The organism is Lacrimispora xylanolytica (assembly GCF_026723765.1).
Taxonomy (GTDB): domain Bacteria; phylum Bacillota; class Clostridia; order Lachnospirales; family Lachnospiraceae; genus Lacrimispora; species Lacrimispora xylanolytica.
The window spans coordinates 3998633-4021369 of sequence record NZ_CP113524.1 but is presented as its reverse complement, the minus strand read 5'-3'; the positions used below and the strand labels follow the sequence as shown (position 1 = coordinate 4021369).

Sequence of the window (22737 nt, the reverse complement as noted above, 5' to 3'; positions counted from 1 at the left end):
GAGGATAAAAAAATGAAAATATTTATGCAAAAGATGAAGTTAAGGAGAAAGACTGCTGGAGTAATGGCTGTAATACTAACAACTATGGCATTCCTGCCCTATGTTCCACCAATCATGGTATCCTTTGCAGACTATGCACAGCTAATTGAAGCAGTATCATTGCCTTCCTGGGATGCCGCTAGATACGACGCAGATAACAATAACAACTATACAGCTACAGGTTTAATGTATGAAAATAAAGTGTTTCATCTTGGTTCACCAGTAAAAGAGGGGAATTTTCCGGCTGGGGCAAAACAATATCTCGTTGAAAATAAACAGCATAGTAAAGGTGAGTTTAAGGAGTTTGATAAAACCTTTATTTATTGTGTACAAGGACATAATAGAAATACCATGATTCATTTGGGAAGCCAGGCCTTTTTTGAAAAGTACTGGACTGCAACAAGTAGACCTGAAGAGTTCCCAAAAGATATTGGAAATGAAGAATTAGAGAAATTTAACTTTCTCATGAACGTATACGGCAGCTACATGGGTAAGAATGACAGCATAGAAGCTTGCAATGATGCCAATGCGGGAACAGCAAAATACATTGTTGCCTCTGTTATAAATTGGATTGCAGCTGATGAGTGCGCTTTTACTGGTATAGATTTAGCAACTGATTTAATAATTTTCAAGGGCAGTGACAATTATCAAGCCGTCATAAAACAAATGAACCCCAATGCAGTGGGAGATCGTTCTGTTTATAGTCAGCTATCCAGCACTCAGATCCCAGAGGAATATAAAGCCAAAGGCTGTACAAACTGGGCAGAATGGATGTTTGGACAGGTATGGGATGCAGCAACTATAACAAGTAAGTTAGATGTGGATGCAGAAGAAACCATTTATCATGCCAAAATTGACCATGCTACTGAAACATACACCATAACCGTGCCTTATCCTAATGCAGCGGTAAAAGATTACTATCAAAGATTTTCTGCAAAAGATCTTTATGGGGATTGGACCTATAACGGGCCTACAGATGCTGGTCTTGTGTTTTCTTCCCAGTCTGGAGAAGTTCCAACGGATGGAAAGGGAATCGGTGTTTTGTATTGGGCGAATCCCGGTCAATATGGATTAGAGCTGGCAAAAGACATAGGTTCCGCAAAACTTGCAACTTTTAAATTTTACACACAAGATCCTGGAGATCCATGGGGATTGGTTTATACCTTTGATGCATCTCAAACCTACTTTGTCGCCAAGCTGGATAAAGATTTAGAAGTTCATGTAGTTCCAGGTTCCTTACCAAACGGAGTAAAGCGTTATAAACACACGGAAGCCTTTGGTGCTAATTATAACGTATCCCTCTCAACGTTTGATTCTGAGACAGGAAAACCTCTGGCTGGTTCCAGGTGGGATATTTTAGAGAAATTCGATGATTCCCAGCTTGATAATACGGACCTGGATCTTGATGGTCCAGAGAGATATTCCTCCAACCTTGGCTCCTTGACCGGAGCTTCCTGGGAAGAGGATGCAGGAGGGGATGAAGAAAGGATCTCTACTAATTACAGCGGAGATACTGGACTGAACGATTCTGGAGCAAATCTCTATAACCAGGGGAATTCCTCTGGTTCCCAATTTAAGCGCTGGAGTAACCCTGAAAATGATCCATGCTCGGCCGATGACCATATTACCAATCAAAACGGGGAACTTCACTACGTGGATTCTCTGGGACGAATGGTAAATAAGAAAGCCCATTCCGATGCTAAGAGTTATACCTATGAAAAGGGATATTGCTCTGGTCACCCAGCTCCAGTCATTGAATACGAAGAGGTTCCAGAACCAGAGTACGACGAAGAAACCGGAGATCCGACAAATGAAGATGATATAGAAAGAGTAGAGGAAGAGAACCAGGCACTTCATGATACCAAATGGGCCGAGTGGCTGTCCGGAGTGCAGGAGTGTGAGCGTCTGGTAGAAAAAGGTGGTTTCTTCCATGCCATTGATCCAAGCGGTGCACCACAGAAGGAAGCCTTAGAACAGGACCGGGATCAGTTTTATAAGGACTTCATTTCCTTAGATTATGAGTACTCGGCAAAGGAAACTACTCCAGCTCCAGGCTATGCCCTTCATGGCAGCCATCCTGATGATATCCCGTTAGAATGGAGAACCGTATCATCCAGTGAGTATAAGAATTACCGTTCTTCTGGTATGCGCTCTGTCAACTTGGAGGAAGATTCTATTTCCCTTGATACGTCCCTTCTTCAGAAAGATGATTTCACTTCCAGACAGGACTTACTCATGGGCTTTGGTGCCGTAGAGCAAGTAGATCTGGTTGATGAAAAGGATTTCATTGTATCTGACCATGAGGAACAAACGGAGCGTGAGACAGAAGTAGAAGTTTCTTCCGAAAATGAAACGATGGAACAACCGGAAGAAGAAAAACAGCGAGAAACGGAAGAGGAGAGCCAAAAGGAAACAGAAGCAGAAGAGGCGGAAGAAACAACTTCTGAAGCCATAGAAACCACAACAGAAGCAGAAACACAGCCAGAAATCAGTGCAGAAGTACCGGAAGAGACTACGGCACAGGAAGAGACCCAGGAATCCCAAGCGGAAACACTTAAAGAGACCATTCCGGAAACACTTCCTTTGGAACTGCCACAGCCAGTGAAAAAGAAAAAGGCAACACTTTCCCAGGCAGATGCCATTGATGGAGGGATCTCCTTTACCGGCTTTTTGGAGCAGATTAAGGTAAGCATTACATCAAGTCTGCGAATGGTAGCAGACAAAACAAACTCCCTATTCAAACTGACCAGTAAGAAAAAGGGGGCGGGAGGATGCTCCTCCTTATCCTCCCTTCCAGAGTCAACGGAGACCAGCCGGATCTCTCCCCCAAGCTCATCTACCATTGACTGGACCTTTATCGTTTATGATCACCGTGTCGAGGGAGATATCCATATCAATAAAAAGGACATGGACTTAAAGAAAGGGGAATCCGGGAATTACAACGCCTATGGCGATACTCAAGGTGATGGCAGCATGGAGGGAGCTGTATATGGGCTATTTGCCGCTACCGATGTTTCCCATCCAGATGGCCATTCCGGAGTAGTATTTCAAAAGGATGACCTGGTTTCCATAGCGACCACGGACCGGAACGGGGAAGCCAGTTTCCTGACCATTACCCAGGCACCGGGACATACCTTTAACTATCAAACGGGAGCCATTGAAAAGAGATCTGGCGGTTTTGCAGATCGTGCCCCCACGAATCTCTATACCTCCATGGGAAAGGCTGTGAGTAAAGAGTCTGATATAGAACGGTTTGAGGGCCATACCTCCGGTGGGAGCAGCATTTCCATGACAGACAGCCGAAGTGAGACCGCATCTGGATATCAGAAGCTTTCCTCCAACCAAGGACGGGATGGCACCGGAGAGAGCAGTCATTTCTACCCCATTGAAAACAATGAGACACTGAACGGTAATGCCTGGATCGGCCGGCCGCTTCTTGTTGGCGCCGACGGTACCCAGTATTACATCAAGGAGTTGACTCGGTCGGAAGGCTATGAACTTTCCGTATATGGAAAAGATGCAGCTCATACCAACCGGGAAGCCTTTGAAGCCGGAGGGAACCCATCGGCGGAGGGGACTGTTTCCGCAGGAAGCCTGGAGGTAGACCGTTTAAAGAAAAGCAATACCTTTACCATTAAGAGCAGTGGGGCCACAAACGGGTATCAGATCTACGCACTGGGAATCCCGGCAGGAGCTTCCTTTTACGAAACAAGAAGCCAGATCGTGGAAGATCCCAAGGGGACCCATACGGAGTATATATCCAGGGAAGAAACGGCCCTGGCAGAAGAAACGGGAGCCAAGGTCATTATAAACGGCCAGAGCGTGGCTGCAAAGGCAGGGGATACCATAACCCTTCCCAATGGAGAGAGTGTGGTGGTAAGTCTGGTATCTGATCCGGAGTATGACCATACCGCCGTCCGTCCGGACAATGCCCTGCGTTATACCATTCCTACCTTTGAGGATAAGAAGAATACCGAGGACTTAATGGAGGATGCCAATGCAGCACTAAAGAAGGCTTCCTTTAAGGAACCAGATGAGGGTGCACCCTGGATGTTAATTCCCGTGGAGGGAGAGACCTTTGAGGAACAAGCAAAAAGTTTGTATGAAGGCATGGAGGAAGCTGGACTTTCTGTTTTTAACTGTTTACGAATTGAGGATATCACGGATGGAAATGCAGTGATCCGTTATTCCTACCGGGTAGGTACATCCATTTCTTCAGGTATCTACGATGAAGCCAGAAAAATAGTCTTAGTCAAACAGCCAATCACTTACAAGATCAAGGGAGCTGAAGTTAATGGATATGTATATCTTTCCTACCCCGTGGATCAGCTGGAAGATTATAAGGAAAATAGTAATGGTTTTCTTACCTTTGCCAAGGTAAAGGCCGGGGAACTTTCTAATAAACAGGCCGTTTTTCCAGAAGATTTATCAAAAATCACCTTACAGGAAAGCCCGGAGCGTACCTATTGGGTCTATGACCAGGGCGAACCCATCCGGAACAATGACGGAAGTATAAAAAAGGTCATGGTAGAGGAAGAGATCCAGGTAGCACCAGGCTATGAATTAAAGGACGTGGACACACCAGTGACAGCCGTATATGACGGAACAGGTTATACCATAGAAGCATCTGGAGGTGAGGGAACCGAAACAAAGGAGTACCGGATCAAATATAATACGGAGCTGATGGAAGGAACCTATACCACGCCCCAGGAGTATGCAGAGTACTATGGTAACATTTCTGTGACACCAAAGATGGCCAGTGCTGGAAGTTACATTGAATCCGTGACGCTCCGGTATGACCGGACCCGGATCGATTCTGACGGCGGGACCAGACTAGCCCCTGTTTCCTTACAAGGACGGCCCATCATACAGAAGGTTAAGATCACAAAGAATATATCGGTCCAGGCGGATGGAACCTACGAAGATAATACCTATGCAAACGCTGGAGGAATGGATAAGTATATCGAACAGGGAGGGGGAACCAAAGACAACGCAGCATATATGAAAAACCTCCGGTTTAAAGTCTACCTAAAGTCCAACTTAGAACGGCTCTACCGAGCAGAGGATGGAAGCATTCTCTGGCAGGACCGGAATGGAAATACCGTGGATATCAAAGCTTACCGGACTTCATTCCCGGAGAAAGCACAAAAGCTATACACCAACGTAGACTATGAGACCACTCCTCTGAAAAAAGATTCCAACCAGGCAGCAATTGCCAATCCTGAACTTTATAGTTACACAAATAGTTATATCAATGCAGATCAAAATCCAGGGTATACAGCAATTTTGGAAAAAGGCTTGCAGAAAGTTAAGGATGAAGCCGGAAACGACCGGGAGATCAGCGGTTACAATTATGAGAAATTTTTTGATGGTATCAAAGTAGCCAATGAAGATAAATGGGACCGGACAGACAAAGGCAGCACTTCCTTTAAACCATTTGCCTGGATCAAGCAGCTACTGTTTGGAACGGGAGGAGGACAAAAGGAATACCCGGCCATCCATAACAATTCAGACATGAAAAACAATATTAGCACCTCTCCTAAAGCTGAAAGTAATTCCCAGCGTTCTGATCATGTCCGCCAGTTTGCAATTACCTGGTACTTGGATGATGAAGTGGCAAAGCTGGTAAAACAGAATCCGGCCGGAGAAAGGGAGGGGGCTTTCGAACAGAAGAAATATCCGGATGAACTTTATGATAAGGCTTTGTCTGAAGCCATTAAAAAAGCGGAAAATTATTTAAAACCGTTCTTTAGCTACGACCTTGATGAAATTTATTCCATTCACTGGGACAGTGAAGAAGAAGGAGGAAAAGACAAAGATACCACGACCCTAAGCGCCGATCAGGAAGATGCAGAGGCGGGATATTGCTATGGAGTGTCAGAATATCTCCCCTACGGAACCTACGTGGCCGTAGAACAGCAGCCTTTTAATAAGGAATTAGGAGATCTTTTCAATAAGCATTATAAGACAGATGCTCCAAAAGAAATTGAACTTCCAGCGGTATACGAAGGAGGGAAAGCCGGATCAGATCAGACGCCAGAAGCAATGAGTCACTATTACAACTATAATGCTTCTGACAGTGTGGCAGCACTTTCTTCCAAATATCATATTCGATTTAATGAGGAATGGCCGGGAGAGAATGGAGAGGACAAGCGAAAATATGTCATCCGGGCGCACAGCCGGTTAGGAGATTATGAAATTTATCCTTATGGTTTAGACCTTCAGGCAATTTCCGGTACGTCTCCTGGAGACCCATCCGGAAAGGGACACTTTACCATCACCCAGGAGAAGAACGATCCGGGAAAAGATTACTATAACACCCTGGTCCACCCCAAAGAAGCCGGAGGCAGTTCAAACAGCCATTACCTGGCCGACGATGGGAATACCGGAAAGAGAACGCCAAACGGCTCCACCTATGAGAACGATGGAGTTGAGAAAATCTACCGTTACGGCTCTATCTCAGAGGACAAACAGATCTATGACCAGGTGGCGTTTCCAGCCGAGAGCGGAGTGGTCTATCAAGACCATGTCACAGCCATGGAGGGAATGCAGACCGCCTATAATGGCAAGTACGCTTCCATGTTAGTTCCCTGGTCTATGACAGAACCGGCCAATGAGCAAACGGATGCGGTCCAAAATCAGAATGGCACCCCCAGCTATAAAGGGTATGGATACCGGAAGTTCACAAACACCTTTTATAAAAGCCGGCTGCGGATCGAAAAGCTGGATTCCGAGACAGGAGAAAATATCTTACATGATGGGGCCATCTTTGCCCTGTATGCCGCTTCCAGAGAAGACGGAGAAACCATGGATGGTCTGGTGAAATTTTATGAGACAGATACCAGAATCAAAGGCTCTAAGGAGTTTTTAGAAGCCATGGGAGCACAAACAATAAATAATTCGGGATTGCTGGGTGAAACGGGGCAGACTCTATGGACCGGAATCGTCCCGGCAGGAACCCCTACCTGCGAGGAAGCAAAACAAGTAATCCTTTCCGATCAGGAAGGACGGAGGACTGGACAGTTCGAAGCCTTTACCACCATCAGGGACGGCCTTCAGGCCAAGGAGGAGGATAACGGAAAGACGGAGTATCAGGATCAGAACACCGGATATCTTGTCACTCCCCAGCCACTTGGCGCAGGGACGTATGTTCTTTGTGAAATTAAGCCTCCTGCTGGTTATGTGAGAACAAAGCCGGTAGCCATTGAAATCTATTCCGATCAGACCACTTATTACCTGGACGGAAACCGGGATGAGAGAGTGGCCGCAGCCATTTATGAAAATCAAGGTGAAGATGGGACTGTGAAAGAGGATACCGCAAGGGTCTATGTGGCAAATACCCCGGTCCGCTTAGAAGTATCTAAAATCAAGGATTCAGCCCAGACTGTCACCTATCAGACCGAAACCAGAGTCGAAGGAACGGGACTGGAATTAAAGCAAAGATACGGAGCGGAAAACCTGGAGTTTGGCTATAAAAATGGAACCTACTTAGGATATGGCTGGTTCAAAGGAACCTTAGAGTCACTTATGGCCAGAAAAGAAGCAGGAGAAGATGTGGAGCCAGTTTACTTGAATGGTGTGTTTGCTGGATATGGCCTGGTCTCCAGACCACTGGATACCGCTGACGATAAGAACCGCTACGCAGCTGGAGCAAAAATGGCGCTATACGATGCCATTGAGGTTAAAGAGAACGGAGATAGTGGAGATTACGGGTATGACGGCGTGGAAGTGACCAGGGACCGTAACAACAACGTCCAATCCATAATAGTGAAAAAAGGATACGCTGGGACTACCGTAGAATTTATTAACAAGCAGGACCAGGAAGGAAGCCTTTTGGGAGAGACCGGAGAAGGAACCTGGACGTATCAGACCGTTGACCGGGAAGATACCGACATACTCTTTTATTCTCTGGCAGATCTTACGGTTACAGAGGCTGGGGCTGATGGGACTGTATATGGTTATGACAGGAACAGCAATAAGGTATCTGTAAAGAACCGGGAATCCATCTTTGTGTTAAAGGCAGGAAACCCAGTCTTTGAACTGGCTGGGGGAGATCTAACCAAGGTCCGCTATACAAAGGCAGACAAGCTCCTTACCCTACCGTCTGAAACAACACTTTACCATCTGGATTCCGAAGGGAACCGGGATGCATTTGTTAATCCTAGCACCGGAATGGCCTATACCCGGAGTAGCGAAACAGACCCCAAAGATAACAACAAGCTTATGGTATGGCCGGTAAAGCTTTCAAAAAATAAAACTGGGGCTATTATAGCCAGGGAAAAGATAAGAACCTTCCGGATTGCTACCATGAATGCAGATACCGACCAGGAGTACACCACTGGAACATACCAGGGGAACACCTTTCAAAAGAGCATGAATCCGGTATTTAACAGCCATGGCCTACCGGAGTATTATCAAAAATCCAATGAAACCTATAAAAAGGGAGATCCTATTTATGACATTGACGGGGATTATGTGAGATACAAATACGATGATCTCTTGGAGGCTTTTAACCGGGTCGCTTACCGGATCAATCATAAGGCCGAAAGAGATGCCATTGGTGAAGATGAGGATATCACCGATGATCCGAAGCTCTACTACCGCCAGGGAGAAGCCTGGATCATGGAAAATACCTGGATCACTGGAGAAACCTATCCCAATGATCCGTTCCAATCCGAAAAATCCGTGGGACAGGCAGATATGTTAAAGCGTGTGATTCCAGGAACGTACATCATGGAAGAGGTAAAGGCCCCTTCCGGCTATCAAAAAGGCTTCCCCCAGGGAATTACCGTAACGGAACATAGAGAGGTGCAGACCGCTTCTATGGAAGATCCAAAGATTAAAGTGGAGATTACGAAAACCGATTCCTCTAGTCAGTACCGGATTCCAGTGATCAGTGACTATGACCAAGGGTCAGACTATAAGTCTTCTCTAATAGTAACGGAACCCAAAGGCACTTACAGCTATCAGCAGATCACAGGGGCGCACCTGGTGCTTTATAAAGCGAAGAGAGTTTCCACCACCGACAGTAACACCTATCCCAAAGGTTATTATCTGGTAAAAGCAGAAGACAAACCGGCTGAGTGGACCGTAGAAAATACGGAAGATAATGCACCGGTGCGTATTGTAGCCGACTGGATCACGGATGGGAAAGCCAAGTATTTTGAAGGCATCCCGGCTGGAGACTATATCCTTGAAGAAACGGAGGCAGCAAGTGGATATGCCAGAACTTCCATGGAGATTACCGTGAAAGCAGCTGGTGACATTCAGACCTTTGACCTGACCAATGATCATACCAAGCTGGAAATCTATAAATACTATTTAGACAGTAAAGGAAATAAGTCGCTGTTACCAAATGATCACGCTGCAGGACTTACCCTTTATGAAGCAAAGACAGGTCAAGATGGAACTATTTTAATGGAAGGGGGAAAACCTCAGTACGATGAGTCAAAAAAAGTAGGGGAATGGACTACAGACAATCTAAGCGATTATACAGAGCTGACAGAAAAGAGTACGAAGTTTGCGGACCGTATAAAAAGCTTCTTAGGTATAACGGATAATAAATCAAGCTTTTTAACAGACTTTGAGGCTGCTTACCGGGAAAAGGGAGAGGAACTTACCTATCTTACCTGGTACACCAAAAGCGGAATGCGGAGTGCGGAACGGACCGGGAGCATCTCAACCGGAAAGGGAGAGAGCATGACTCAGACCTGGACAACCGACACAGGGGCAGCAATCCGGATCACCATTTACCGGAACGTGACAAATGGTGTTTTGGATACGGATGGAAAGCTTCCTTTGATCTTTGAATACCAGTTCAACTATAAGGAATATGACGGTATAAAATCCTATGACACATTAGAGGGAATGCACCGTTTTGATTATCTCCCTTTGAATGTAGAAGCAAACGGTAAAAAAATAGGAGCCTATGTCCTGGTGGAAGAAAAGGTTCCGGATGGATTCGAACCAGCTGATCCAAAAGCAATCACCTTAACGGAAACAGGAGCCGTACAACGAGTTAGCTTACAAAATGAGGAGAAGTTCATCAATGTCTTAAAAGTTGTCACAGATGGAACCGATCAGTATGCAGCCGAAGGGGCAGAACTTGCCCTATATCGGGCTGATGAAGACGGAAACTTTATAAAGGATGAAAACCACTTTGTAGAGACCTGGATCTCCGGATTAGACGGACGCTATACCAAAGAAGATCAATTTAACGACAAAATCATAGACGGATTCCAAGTGGGAGATCTAAAGCCCCACCGGATCAGTAAGGTCGCATACGGAACCTACTATATTTTGGAAGTCACCCCACCGGCTTATATGCAGAAAGCAGATCCAGTGAAAATCGAAGTGGGAGCAGAAAAGATTCCGGTTTATCATTTCACTAATTATCCCACCGTTGGAGCATTGGAAATCAATAAAAAGGCTTCCGACACCACAGAAGGCTTAGAAAATGCCAGATTTAAAGTGACAAACCAGGAAACAGGAGTTATCTGGTATATGACAACCGGCACCAAAGGAAACGCCGTTTTGAGAGATCTTCCAGTGGGAAAGGTTCAGACAGATGGAACCATAAAAGCCTACACTTACACCGTAGAAGAAATCTCTCCTCCTGATTATTATCAGATCACCGCAGGAGTGAAAAAGTTCCAGTTTGATGGGGCAGAGAGTGGAACGGAAGTGAAATACAGCTATGAGGTACTAAACAACCCTACAGAGATCCAGTTTAGAAAAACGGACTTTAATACCGGTATAGCCGTAAAGGGGGCAGAGATTGCTGTTTATGAGGCAGCCGTGGTAGATGGAGAATATCAAAAGAACGGAGGGGCCATTGCAACGGTTGTTTCCGGAGAGAATGGTTTTATCTTAAAGAAAAAACTTAAAGCAAACCAGGTCTACATCATGGAGGAGTTAAAAGCTCCAGCTGGATATGCGCTATCAAAACCAGTGATCTTTACGGTAAATAAAGCTGGAACGGGAATCAAAAATGTATCCAATAATTTCAATGTATTAAAACTGGCCAGCGATAACGGAGCCATTGAAGCACTTACCATAACTGGCCGGGTGCCCGTAAAAGTATATACCGTGATAAAGGACCTTGACACTGGCTATGAATTGCCAGCCTTAATCGGAACTGGAGAAAATCAAAGAGTAACAGTAAGGGACGGCATTACAGAAGGCCACTTGTATGAGATTACAGAGTATACCAAATATTCCGATGGAAGGTCAGAAAAATCATTTAAGGAAACCAGGCGAATCTACTTCAATGAAAATGGGGATTATACCCTCCCTTCCCGGACGTATCTGGGAACCAGACAGGAATTAAAGGATGGGAATGGGAACATCCTGGCAAGCTGGGCGGTGAATAATGATAATCACGATTACACGATTTTAAATCCGGTAATCAAGGAAGTTCCAATCGCCAAGGTAACTAGCAGCATTGGAGCGAATCATGGAGCTGTCAAGACAGGAAGTGTTATAAAATATTCTATCACATATACAAACACCTATGACAAACCGACCGATGTTCACATAAAAGCAGTTCTAACAGATGGACTGGAATATTTAAGATCCACGGACTATGGAACGGAGCGGAATGGCATTATCACGTGGAATCTTACCGATGTAGCTGCCCATGAAAGCGGAACGGTAGACGTAGTTGTAGTTGTAAACGGTGAGACAGGATCACAAGCAAAAGCATGGTTTGAAACAAGAGTAAATGCCGTATCAAAACGTAGTGTCCTGTCAAATCCGATTGTACCAGATGGATCAATCACCATTATAAATAAGCTAACAGGTACCGGAATACCCAGTAGTGCGGGGCACGCTGCGAACCAACCGGATACATTTACATACCGCGTAAGGCTTACAGACCAGAATGGAGCAATTTTATCTGGTTATCAGGCATTTAAAGGTTCCTTAGAGGGACGAATCAAGGGAGAAGGAACCATTACTCTTTCAGGAGATGGATATATAACATTTACCGGACTCCCATACGGAACCAGATACGAAATCAGACAGGAACCAGCAGACGATTACGAACTGGAAGGAGAAATCAGATCTGGAGAGATACAAAAGACGTTACAGAATGCTGTCTTTATAAATAACAGAGATGATTATACTATTCGTGAAATTCTAACAGCAGGGGGTAACTATTGTCTTACAGAGACTACTGAATACAGCGATAAAAACAGTAATACAAGTGGAATATATAGATTCACCATAAATAATCTGGGAATGGTTGATAATCTGGATCTGGAAGATCGTCCAGTGAAATTAAATTTTCTTAAAGTTAGCAGAGAGACTGGACAAATCATAACAGGCGGACATTATAGCCTCATTGATGCCATTAGTAATAAGGTTTTGTATGAATTTACAATGACAGAAGCAAAATTAGTGGAAATACCCTCTCAATTGATAAATTCAGGTCAGCCGTATATTGTCCGTGAGGATATAGCTCCAGATGGTTACTCCTATGAAAATGATATACTTTTTATAGCTGATAATGCTGGTATTTCAGAAACCATTGTTATGGAAGATAAGCAGACTGAAGTGTATATTCAAAAAACAGATGAAGAGACAGGAACGATATTATCTGGAGGCCGCTTTACCCTCTTGGAGAAAGATACCGGGAAACTCATAAAGTCTTTTACATTTGAAGGGCAACAAATCCTAATAAAGGGGCAGCTCATTGCCGGAAAATCCTATGAATTGATAGAAGAGGAGCCCCCTGCGGGATATGCTTATAGTGAGAAAATAGAGTTTATGGTCCCCAGAGAGCCAACGAAGCTTACGGTAACAATGAAGGATAAGAAGACAACAATTTTCATAAAGAAAACAGCAAGAGCGCATGCAAATGGAACTCCATCGGAAGCCGAGTATCTCTTACCAGGTAATATTCTTCAGATATTAAATGAAGACAAATCTCCAGCAAAAGCCATTAGAAATTCAGATACTTATAAAATAGGTGAGGAGCTGATTTTTACAACAACAGAAGAGATGAAGGTAATAAAAGGTCAGCTATTAGCTGGTCATCAATACTGGATTCATGAGGTAAAACCTGCAAAGGGTTATTCCTATGGAGAAGATGTTCCCTTTACAGTGAGCTTGGACGGAAAATTCGATGAGGTTTTAATGGTTAATGATGAGACTCATGTAATATTATCTAAAAAATCTATCAAGGATCAAAATGAACTCCCAGGTAATCTAATGAGTATAAGAGATCAAAATGGTGCAATCATAGAGCGGTGGATATCGACTCAAGAACCTCATCATATATTTGGAAAGCTGGCAGCAGGAGAATCATATTTTCTATGTGAAGATAAGCCTCAAAAAGGATATGCGTACGCAGAATCTGTCTTATTTACTGTAGAGATGCAAAATGAAATCACACCAGTAGAAATGGTCAATGATACAACAAAAATTAAAATACATAAGGTAGATTCAAAAGGAAGGCAGCTTAAAGGCGCTGTACTTCGAATCGTAAACATGCAAGGGAAAGTTATAATACCTGATTTTACAACAGGACCAACAGAAACCATAATAGAAGGGCAGCTGGAAGCAGGAGAAAAATACATACTTAAAGAAATAGAACCTCCTGAGGGATATCAATTTTCTGAACCGGTTGAATTTAGTGTACCAAGAGCCAATATAGTTGCTGATGTATTCATGACAGATTTAAAAACTCCGGGAAAAACGGGAGGAGATCCAATACCATTACCACCACCACCCCAGCCAGATCCACCCAATGAGCCTTCAAAAGTTGGTAAAGTTACTGCCTTTTATCAAAAAGTCCCCTTAAATCCTTCCTGGCTGGAACTGATTTATGGTAAAAAAGGAAAGATAAAAGGGGAGAAAACGGGAGATCATTTTTCTTTTCTCATTTGGACCATGGGGGTATTCATCAGCCTGACAGGTACAATTATTACATTGAAGATAGGAAAACAAAAAAAGAACAAAAAAGGCCAAACAGAAAACGTGATTGGAACTACAAGTAAATAAACAATGCTCCCTTCGGGGAGCATCAAACAGAATGCCAAACAAAAGATCGAACAGGAAAGCTAAAAGAGAATTAAAAAGAGCATCATAGAAAGAACCAAAGAGAGTAACAAAGAGCAAAAAAATAATCAAAAATAGTAGGAATAAGAGAATAAACAGATAAAATAGAGTAAGGAGAGTAAGCGGATTAAGGAAAGCTAAAAATAAAAAAGAAAATCATATATGATTCAAAAAGATCAAAAAAGGTTAAAAAGTCGAAAGGAGAGTCAAATAGAGATTCCAAAAGAACATAAGAAAAACCAATATAAAAGAAACCAATATAAAAGAAACTATCAAATCCAATTTTTAAATCCCAAGCTATTGCATTTAGTCAAAAATCTCAGACCGCTAAAAGTATGCCTCTTAGCATTCTGGTTTTCTGTATTTCTTATATCGGCAATAATACTGACCAATGGAGCAAATCTATATATGTCCTCCAATAAAGAATACGCAAATCTGAACCAAGTCATTTGGAGCACTCAATCTGACAATAAAAAATCAACCACTAATATAAAATCCAGTTATAAATCACCTATTGAAATCAATCCAGATTACCTCATGTGGTTATCCATACCGGGGACGTCTATTGATTATCCGGTAGCAAGAAACCAACAGCCTGGTTACTACTTAAATCACACCTTTATGCGAACTAAAAACCCAAGTGGCTGCTTATTTGTTCAAGAAGACGCGCCGGAACCAGGAGATGGGAATACGGTAATATTCGGTCATAATATGAAGGACGGAACCATGTTTGCAGACTTAAAGCGATATATGAAACCGGGATTTTATAAAGCTCACAGTAGCATTCAACTACATTACAACGGGAAATGGTATAAGGCAATTATTTATTCTATCCAACTCAGAAATGAAACTGATCTTCAATGCTATGAAACAGAATTTTTACGACCCTCGGAAAAAACAGAATTTATCTGTAAGATGAAAAAAAGCTCCATGTATGAAACGTCTTATTTGCCCACTACCAAGGATGGTTTAATCACCTTGTCTACCTGCTATGGATCGATGGAACGAATGATTGTACAGGCTGCCTTGTTATGCTATACTAATGATTAGCAATTGTATAGTTAAAAATACAAGGAGGTCAAAGCTATGGATACATTAAAAATTGGAATTATAGGAGCAGGAAGAATTGCCTCTGTATTAGCTGATACGATGGTAAGAATGCCTGATGTTGAACTTGTTGGTATTGCTTCCAGAAGTTTGGAAAAAGCCCAGGAGTTCGCAGAACGTTTCTCCATTAAAAAGGCTTACGGTACTTATGAGGAGATGGTAAAAGATCCGGAAATTGAGCTGGTCTATATTGCAACGCCTCATTCAGAACATTGCAATCATGCAAAGCTATGTCTGGAAAACGGCAAGCATGTTCTTTGTGAAAAGTCCTTTGCAGCCAATGTGGCACAGGCGGAAGAAATGATTGCTATGGCAGAAGATAAAAAGCTCCTGATTACAGAAGCCATGTGGGTGCGATATATGCCAATGGCTAAGACCATTAAAGAGGTCCTGAATTCTGGTGTTATCGGGGAGCCTATGACACTTACGGCCAATCTCTGCTATCTGGTTTCTGATAAGCCCCGTCTGATAAAGCCTGAGCTTGCCGGAGGTGCGCTGCTTGATGTAGGCGTATATACTTTAAATTTTGCTTCTCTCATTTTTGGTGATGAGGTTACAGATATAAAATCCAGTGTAATAAAGACTGAAACCGGAGTGGATGCACAAAACAGCATTACACTTTGCTATCCCGACGGGAAAATGGCCATCTTAAACAGCTCTTTGCAGGTCCTCTCAGACCGTCAGGGTATTATTTATGGAACAAAAGGGTATATGGTGATTGAAAATATCAATAATTTTGAGTCCATCAAGGTTTACGATAAGGACCGAAAAGTGATTGAGACCCATGAAAGACCTGAGCAAATCTCAGGATATGAATATCAGATTACGGCAAGTGCGGAAGCTATAAAAAATGGCTGGACAGAATGTCCGCAGATGCCTCATAAGACGACCCTTGATATTATGAAGATCATGGACGAGCTTAGAAACCAGTGGGGATTACGTTACCCATTTGAATAACAAAAAGACTGCTGAAGTAATATGAATGCCAGAGCTTAATTGCAGATATTTCATGCAAGCTCCAGTATAAATATTTACTTTCAGCAGTCTTTTTTATTATAGAATTAGAAACCCATTCATTTCGGCTACCGTAACAGATTGCGTAACAGACTATCACCGAACCTCATTCATACGGCCATTGGCATCCACGTAAGATCCTTCCACCATTCGGTTGGTAGCCATAAGTCCGAGTACTCCGTCCTGATTCTGGTTAAAATAGTACCAGGATCCGCTGATACGATGCCAGCCGGTAGACAGGATACCATACTCGTTGGTATAGAACCAACCGTTATAATCAGGATCGTATACCCAGCCGATTACCATAGAGCCTTCCTGCTTGCCTTTGTCTTTGTTAAAGAAATACCAGTGGTTGTTTAAATATTTCCAACCGGTGACCATGTATCCATTGTCCATAAAATAATAGGAATATCCTTGATATTCTGCCCAGGTACCTGCTGGGGAAGAAGAATTCCAATGATTGACAAAACGCCAGCCCACTTCATCCTCGACCCACTGGCCCGAGATATAAACGGATTCATCCTTTGTATGGGCAAAGCTCAAGGTATGGCTGGAGCCTGCAAGGAGAAATAAAAATAGGGCGGTCATTGCCACAATGGAGCGCATAATAAGCTGGCGTTTAATTGTTTTCATAAGGACAGTAACCTCCTGACTTTTGTAATAATAGTATTATTATTTACGATTATAAGTGATGAAAGTATAAAATACAATGCAGGTTAGTGAACCGTAAGGTTTTCGACTGAAATCCTTTCGATTTTTGCGGAAAATATCTTGACACCTTTAAAATGGTCTGTTATATTACATATAGAACAAAAAACAATGCTTCTATTTATGTCGGGAAAGAGGAGGAAGCTATTATGAACATTAATAAATTCACACAAAAATCCATGGAAGCGGTACAAAGCTGCGAGAAGCTTGCCTACGAATATGGAAACCAGCAAATCGAGCAGGAGCATTTGCTCTACAGCCTTCTTACCATTGAAGACAGCCTGATCTTAAAGCTTATTACGAAAATGAACATACAAAAAGAACAGTTTTTAAATGAGACGGTTCAAGCGATTCAAAAGCTTCCTAAAGTTAGCGGAGGTCAGCTCTATATCAGCAATGATTTAAATAAGGTTTTAATCAGTGCTGAGGATGAGGCAAAGGGAATGGGAGATGAATATGTCTCAGTCGAGCATTTATTCCTTGCCATTTTAAAGCTGCCATCAAGAGCGGTGAAAGAGCTGTTAAGAAGTTACGCAATTACTAGGGAAAGCTTTTTACAGGCGCTTTCCACTGTCAGGGGAAACCAGCGGGTGGTGAGCGATAATCCCGAATCCACCTACGATACCCTTAATAAATATGGGTATGACATGGTAGAGCGGGCAAGGGATCAGAAACTGGATCCTGTCATTGGCAGGGACAGCGAGATTCGAAATGTAGTCCGTATTTTATCAAGAAAGACAAAAAACAATCCGGTTCTGATTGGTGAGCCTGGAGTTGGTAAGACTGCAGTGGTAGAGGGGCTTGCCCAGAGAATTGTGCGGGGTGATGTACCGGAAGGATTAAAGGATAAAAAACTGTTTGCACTGGATATGGGTGCTTTGCTTGCAGGTGCTAAATACAGAGGCGAATTTGAGGAGCGTCTAAAGGCTGTACTTGACGAAGTGAAAAAGAGCGATGGACAGATTGTTCTTTTTATTGATGAGCTTCACACCATTGTGGGAGCCGGTAAAACAGAAGGTTCTATGGATGCAGGAAACATGTTAAAGCCAATGCTGGCCAGAGGAGAGCTGCATTGTATTGGAGCTACGACCCTTGACGAATACCGTCAGTACGTGGAAAAGGATCCGGCTCTGGAGCGGCGGTTCCAGCCGGTCATGGTAGATGAGCCTACGGTCGAGGATACCATTTCTATTTTAAGAGGGTTAAAAGAAAGGTATGAGGTCTACCATGGGGTGAAGATCACAGACTCTGCCCTTGTTTCAGCTGCTACCTTATCTGACCGGTATATCAGTGAGCGGTTTTTGCCGGATAAAGCCATTGATCTGGTGGATGAAGCCTGTGCCATGATTAAGACAGAGCTTGATTCCATGCCAGCAGAGCTTGATCAGTTATCCAGAAGAATCATGCAGATGGAAATCGAGGAGGCAGCTCTCAAAAAAGAAACCGATCGATTAAGCCAGGACCGATTATCTGAGCTTCAAAAAGAACTTGCTGAACTTCATGATGAATTTGCATCTCAGAAGGCTCAGTGGGAAAATGAAAAAGCTTCCGTAGACCGTTTATCCTCATTAAGGGAAGAAATTGAAAGCTTAAACCGTGAGATTCAGGATGCCCAGCAAAAATATGATCTAAACCGGGCTGCAGAGCTTCAGTATGGAAAGCTTCCACAGCTTCAAAAAGCTTTGGAAGAGGAGGAAGAGCGGGTAAAAAATCAGGACCTCAGTCTTGTTCATGAAAATGTGACAGAAGAAGAGATTTCAAGAATCGTATCCAAATGGACTGGGATTCCAGTATCCAGGCTGACGGAAAGTGAGAGAAACAAGACGCTTCATCTGGATAACGAGCTTCATAAACGTGTCATCGGCCAGGAAGAGGCAGTAATTAAAGTGACGGAGGCAATCATCCGTTCCAAAGCTGGAATTAAAGATCCCACAAAGCCCATTGGTTCCTTCCTGTTTTTGGGACCTACGGGAGTTGGTAAGACAGAGCTTGCAAAGGCATTGGCTGAGAGCTTATTTGATGATGAAAACAACATTGTCAGAATTGATATGAGCGAATATATGGAAAAGCATTCCGTATCCCGTTTGATTGGAGCTCCTCCTGGATATGTAGGCTATGATGAGGGAGGCCAGCTGACGGAAGCTGTGCGCAGAAAACCTTATTCTGTGGTATTGTTTGATGAGGTGGAAAAGGCTCACCCCGATGTATTCAATGTACTTTTACAGGTATTAGACGATGGCCGTATCACAGATTCCACAGGAAAGACGGTAGACTTTAAGAACACCATTATCATCATGACTTCCAATATCGGATCCCAGTATCTCCTTTCCGGAATTGATGAAAATGGAGAAATCATGGGAAATGCAGAAGCAATGGTAATGAATGATCTAAGAAGTCATTTCCGTCCGGAGTTCTTAAACCGTCTGGATGAGATCATTCTGTTTAAGCCTTTGAGCAAGGAAAATATTACCGGAATCATTGATCTGCTCATGATGGATTTAAATAAACGGTTACAGGATCGTGAACTAAAAATTGAACTTACAGATTCTGCAAAAGATATCGTAGTCGATCAGGGGTATGACCCAGCATACGGAGCCCGTCCATTAAAACGGTATCTCCAAAAACACGTGGAGACACTGGCAGCTAAAATAATTCTTGGTGACGAGATAAAAGCGGGTGATCTCATCGTAGTTGACGCCTCTGAGGATGGCAGCAAGCTAATTGCTTACTTGGAATAGTCAAACACTTCCATAAAATCTTACCCCTATATAGGACCAATAATTTTAAAGGTCCTGTATAGGGGTAATTTCATATCTATGTCCTTCATACCGAAACATGGGAAGGCGTGCGTGCGCATGTGTACCTCGTTTAAGATTTCCAAAGAATATCCCTGTTAACCGTCTGGTAAAACATTTCACGAATCTTCTTCTGGTCCTCTGTCTGGCCAAGAATCCACATAAGCTTAGTAACCGTTGCTTCCAGAGTCATATCATAAGCCTCTAAAAGCCCGAATTCCTTCTTTATAGAATGTCCCACCTCGTATACGGACATATTGCTGCCTTCATTGGTCACCTGGGTGGTCATGACAACTGTTTTCCCAAGAGAGATCCATTTTTCAATGGCATTATAAAAATCACCGGAATCATAGGAGGGAAGGCCGCCGACACCAAAGGATTCAATGATAACGGCATCATAATGCTCTGCCATATAATCAAGGACATGGGCGCCCATGGAAGGGATCAGCTTCATAAGAGCCACATTTGGATTCAAATCATGAAAAAAATGGAGCTTGCCGGAGTATGTTTTTTTGTCATCAAGGTAAAATATAACATGGCCATCCTGAATGGTCGCAATATACGGAAAGTTGATGCTTGAGAAAGCGTTATAGCTTTTGGTTCTCACCTTTTTGCCTCTGGTTCCGGCTATGGCTTTGCCGTCAAAAACAATGGTCACCCCGTGGGCTCTGTCATCGCTTGCAAAACGGAGGCTGTCGAAAAGGTTGGTGCGGGCGTCTGTATTTTCCATATCTATGGGCTTTTGTGCACCGGTAATTACAATGGGCTTTTGAGAATTTTGAATCATATAAGACAAAGCAGCCGCGGTATAAGCCATGGTGTCAGTGCCGTGGCAGATTACAAAACCGTCGTAGTCCTCGTAATGACTTTCAATGGCTTTCGAGATAATGAGCCAGTGCTTGGGCTGCATGTTGGTACTGTCGATATTTAAAATTTGCAGGCTGTCGGCCTGGCAGAATTCTTTGGCATCCGGAACGTATGAGAGCAGCTCATTGGAAGTTAAAAGGGGTTTTAGTCCGGAATCGCCTCGCTTACAGGCTATGGTTCCACCTGTGCCCAGCATTAGTATTTTTTTCATTGAGATTACCTCCTGCAAGATTCTGAACAAGATTGTAGCACTTCTTTTTCCATTCGTACAGGCCATTTATTGAAAAGTAAGGATAACTATGCTAAAATCATATATAATTAAGAGGCAGGAGAAAATTCATGACTAATATACCAAAGGACCCGGTTATCTTATTAAGCTATATGAACACTCAGTTAAGAGACTTTTATCCCTCGTTAAAGGATTGCTGTCAGAGTCTTGGAATTAAGGAAGAGGATATTATCCATACTTTAAGTTCCATAGATTATCATTATAATAGAGAGAAAAATCAATTTATATAAACTGGGATTTTTCCCGTAAGGGAAAAGCTTTGGGTCGTCGCTGATGCGGTGGCCCTTTTTGGAAAAAACCATTTAGACAGGAGGGATTTTCATGCAGACCATAGGAATGCAGGCAGTGGAAGTGTGGAAGTGGATGATGACGCATTTAATCTATATTAATCTGGTTCTTTCCATCATTATAGTCTTTTTTCAGCGCAGAGATCCAAAGGCAGTGTGGACGTGGCTTCTTGCCCTTTATTTTATTCCCGTATTTGGAATTCTTTTTTATCTTCTTTTGGGCCAGGATATGCGAAAGAATAAGATGTTCCGTGTAAAAGAGATTGAGGATAGAATGCGGTATTCCATAAAGAACCAGGAAGAATTTTTAAGAAACAATGATATGAGTCTGGTAACCTCCTTATCCCGTGATTATTCGGATTTGGTGTATTATAATTTAGAGACCTCTGGTTCTGTTCTTACCGTGGATAATGAGGTCACCATATTTACAGACGGAGAAGAAAAATTCAGTGATTTAAGAATGGAGCTTTCCCGTGCCACCCACTTTATTCATCTCCAATATTATATCATAAAGGATGATGAAGTGTTTGATTCCATCATCCCCATTCTCATTGAGCGGGCAAAGGCAGGGGTTGAGGTTCGAATCCTCTGCGACGGAATGGGCGGTCGTTTTATGGGAAAATCCAAATGGAAGATCCTTAAGGATAATGGCGTTAAAGTGGGAATCTTTTTCCCTCCTATTATGGGACGTCTGCAGCTTCGGGTCAACTATAGAAATCATAGGAAAATCGTAATTATAGATAACAGAGTTGGCTACGTGGGAGGCTTTAACATCGGGCGGGAATATATTTCCAAAGACGTTAAATTCGGCTATTGGCGGGATACTCATTTGAAGCTAAGCGGCGGTTCTGTTTTAAGCCTTCAGATTCGGTTTGCCCTGGACTGGAATTATGCAGCAGGGGAAAATCTGTTTAAGCACATGAGGTATTTTTGTGAAAGTGATGACGGTAACTGCTTAGAATGTCTTGGTGTGGTTGATTTAAGCAGGGAAAAGAAAAAGCTTGGAATTCAGATCATAGCCAGCGGCCCTGATGCAGGAAACAGACAGATCAGGGATAATTATATTCGGTTGTTTTCAAAGGCAAAGGACCATATCTATATTCAGACTCCCTACTTTGTTCCCGATGATGCAGTACTTTCTGCTCTGATTATTGCAGCCAGATCTGGGGTTGATGTAAGACTTATGATACCCTGCAAACCAGACCATCCGTTTGTTTACTGGGCTTCTTATTCCTATGTAGGGGACCTCCTTTCGGCAGGAGCCAAATGCTATACCTATGAAAATGGTTTCCTTCATGCAAAAGGGGTGATGACCGATGGAAAGGTCAGTTCCTTTGGAACGGCTAATATGGATATCAGAAGCTTTGAGCTTAATTTTGAAGTCAATGCAGTCATTTATGATGAAGAGACATCGAAGAAGCTGGAGGCACTGTTTATAGAAGATCTTAAGGTGTGCAAGGAAATCACAAGAGAAAGCTATGGAGAAAGAAGTATCTTTATCCGGATTAAGGAACAGGGCAGCAGACTTTTGTCTCCTCTTTTATAGAATTCATTTTTCGCCGAACATAAT

The 22737-nt window shown here is 43.0% G+C and carries 8 protein-coding genes; 6 read left to right on the top strand and 2 right to left on the bottom strand.

Annotated features, from left to right (window positions below):
* Nucleotides 1–12: 12 nt before the first annotated feature.
* The 3 genes from OW255_RS18600 (at nucleotide 13) to OW255_RS18590 (ending at nucleotide 16164) form a co-directional block, all read left to right on the top strand.
* On the top strand, nucleotides 13–14043 hold the full coding sequence (locus OW255_RS18600) for a SpaA isopeptide-forming pilin-related protein (protein ID WP_268114938.1): 14031 nt from the start codon (nucleotides 13–15) through the stop codon (nucleotides 14041–14043).
* A gap of 219 nt (nucleotides 14044–14262) precedes the next feature.
* A complete protein-coding gene (locus OW255_RS18595; RefSeq protein WP_268114937.1) occupies nucleotides 14263–15150 on the top strand; it encodes a class B sortase in 888 nt (295 codons plus the stop codon).
* A gap of 36 nt (nucleotides 15151–15186) precedes the next feature.
* Nucleotides 15187–16164, top strand: coding sequence for a Gfo/Idh/MocA family protein (locus OW255_RS18590; protein ID WP_268114935.1), 978 nt, complete (start codon nucleotides 15187–15189; stop codon nucleotides 16162–16164).
* A gap of 153 nt (nucleotides 16165–16317) precedes the next feature.
* Here OW255_RS18590 and OW255_RS18585 read toward each other — a convergent pair whose 3' ends face one another.
* On the bottom strand, nucleotides 16318–16854 hold the full coding sequence (locus OW255_RS18585) for a glucan-binding protein (protein ID WP_268114934.1): 537 nt from the start codon (nucleotides 16852–16854) through the stop codon (nucleotides 16318–16320).
* Between the two features lie 224 nt (nucleotides 16855–17078).
* On the opposite strand from OW255_RS18585, the gene clpB reads away from it, so the two are divergent.
* On the top strand, nucleotides 17079–19667 hold the full coding sequence (clpB, locus tag OW255_RS18580) for an ATP-dependent chaperone ClpB (protein WP_268114933.1): 2589 nt from the start codon (nucleotides 17079–17081) through the stop codon (nucleotides 19665–19667).
* A gap of 130 nt (nucleotides 19668–19797) precedes the next feature.
* Here clpB and OW255_RS18575 read toward each other — a convergent pair whose 3' ends face one another.
* Nucleotides 19798–20802, bottom strand: coding sequence for an asparaginase (locus OW255_RS18575; RefSeq protein ID WP_024834794.1), 1005 nt, complete (start codon nucleotides 20800–20802; stop codon nucleotides 19798–19800).
* Between the two features lie 128 nt (nucleotides 20803–20930).
* Between OW255_RS18575 and OW255_RS18570 the strand changes: the two genes are divergently transcribed.
* Both OW255_RS18570 and cls read left to right on the top strand, forming a co-directional pair.
* Entirely contained in the window at nucleotides 20931–21110 is a 180-nt protein-coding gene (locus tag OW255_RS18570; RefSeq protein WP_024834795.1) for a DUF4250 domain-containing protein, read from the top strand.
* A 91-nt stretch (nucleotides 21111–21201) separates the two neighbouring features.
* The gene (gene cls, locus OW255_RS18565) at nucleotides 21202–22713 is read left to right on the top strand and encodes a cardiolipin synthase (RefSeq protein WP_268114931.1); all 1512 of its coding nucleotides are present in this window, start codon (nucleotides 21202–21204) and stop codon (nucleotides 22711–22713) included.
* Nucleotides 22714–22737 lie beyond the last annotated feature (24 nt).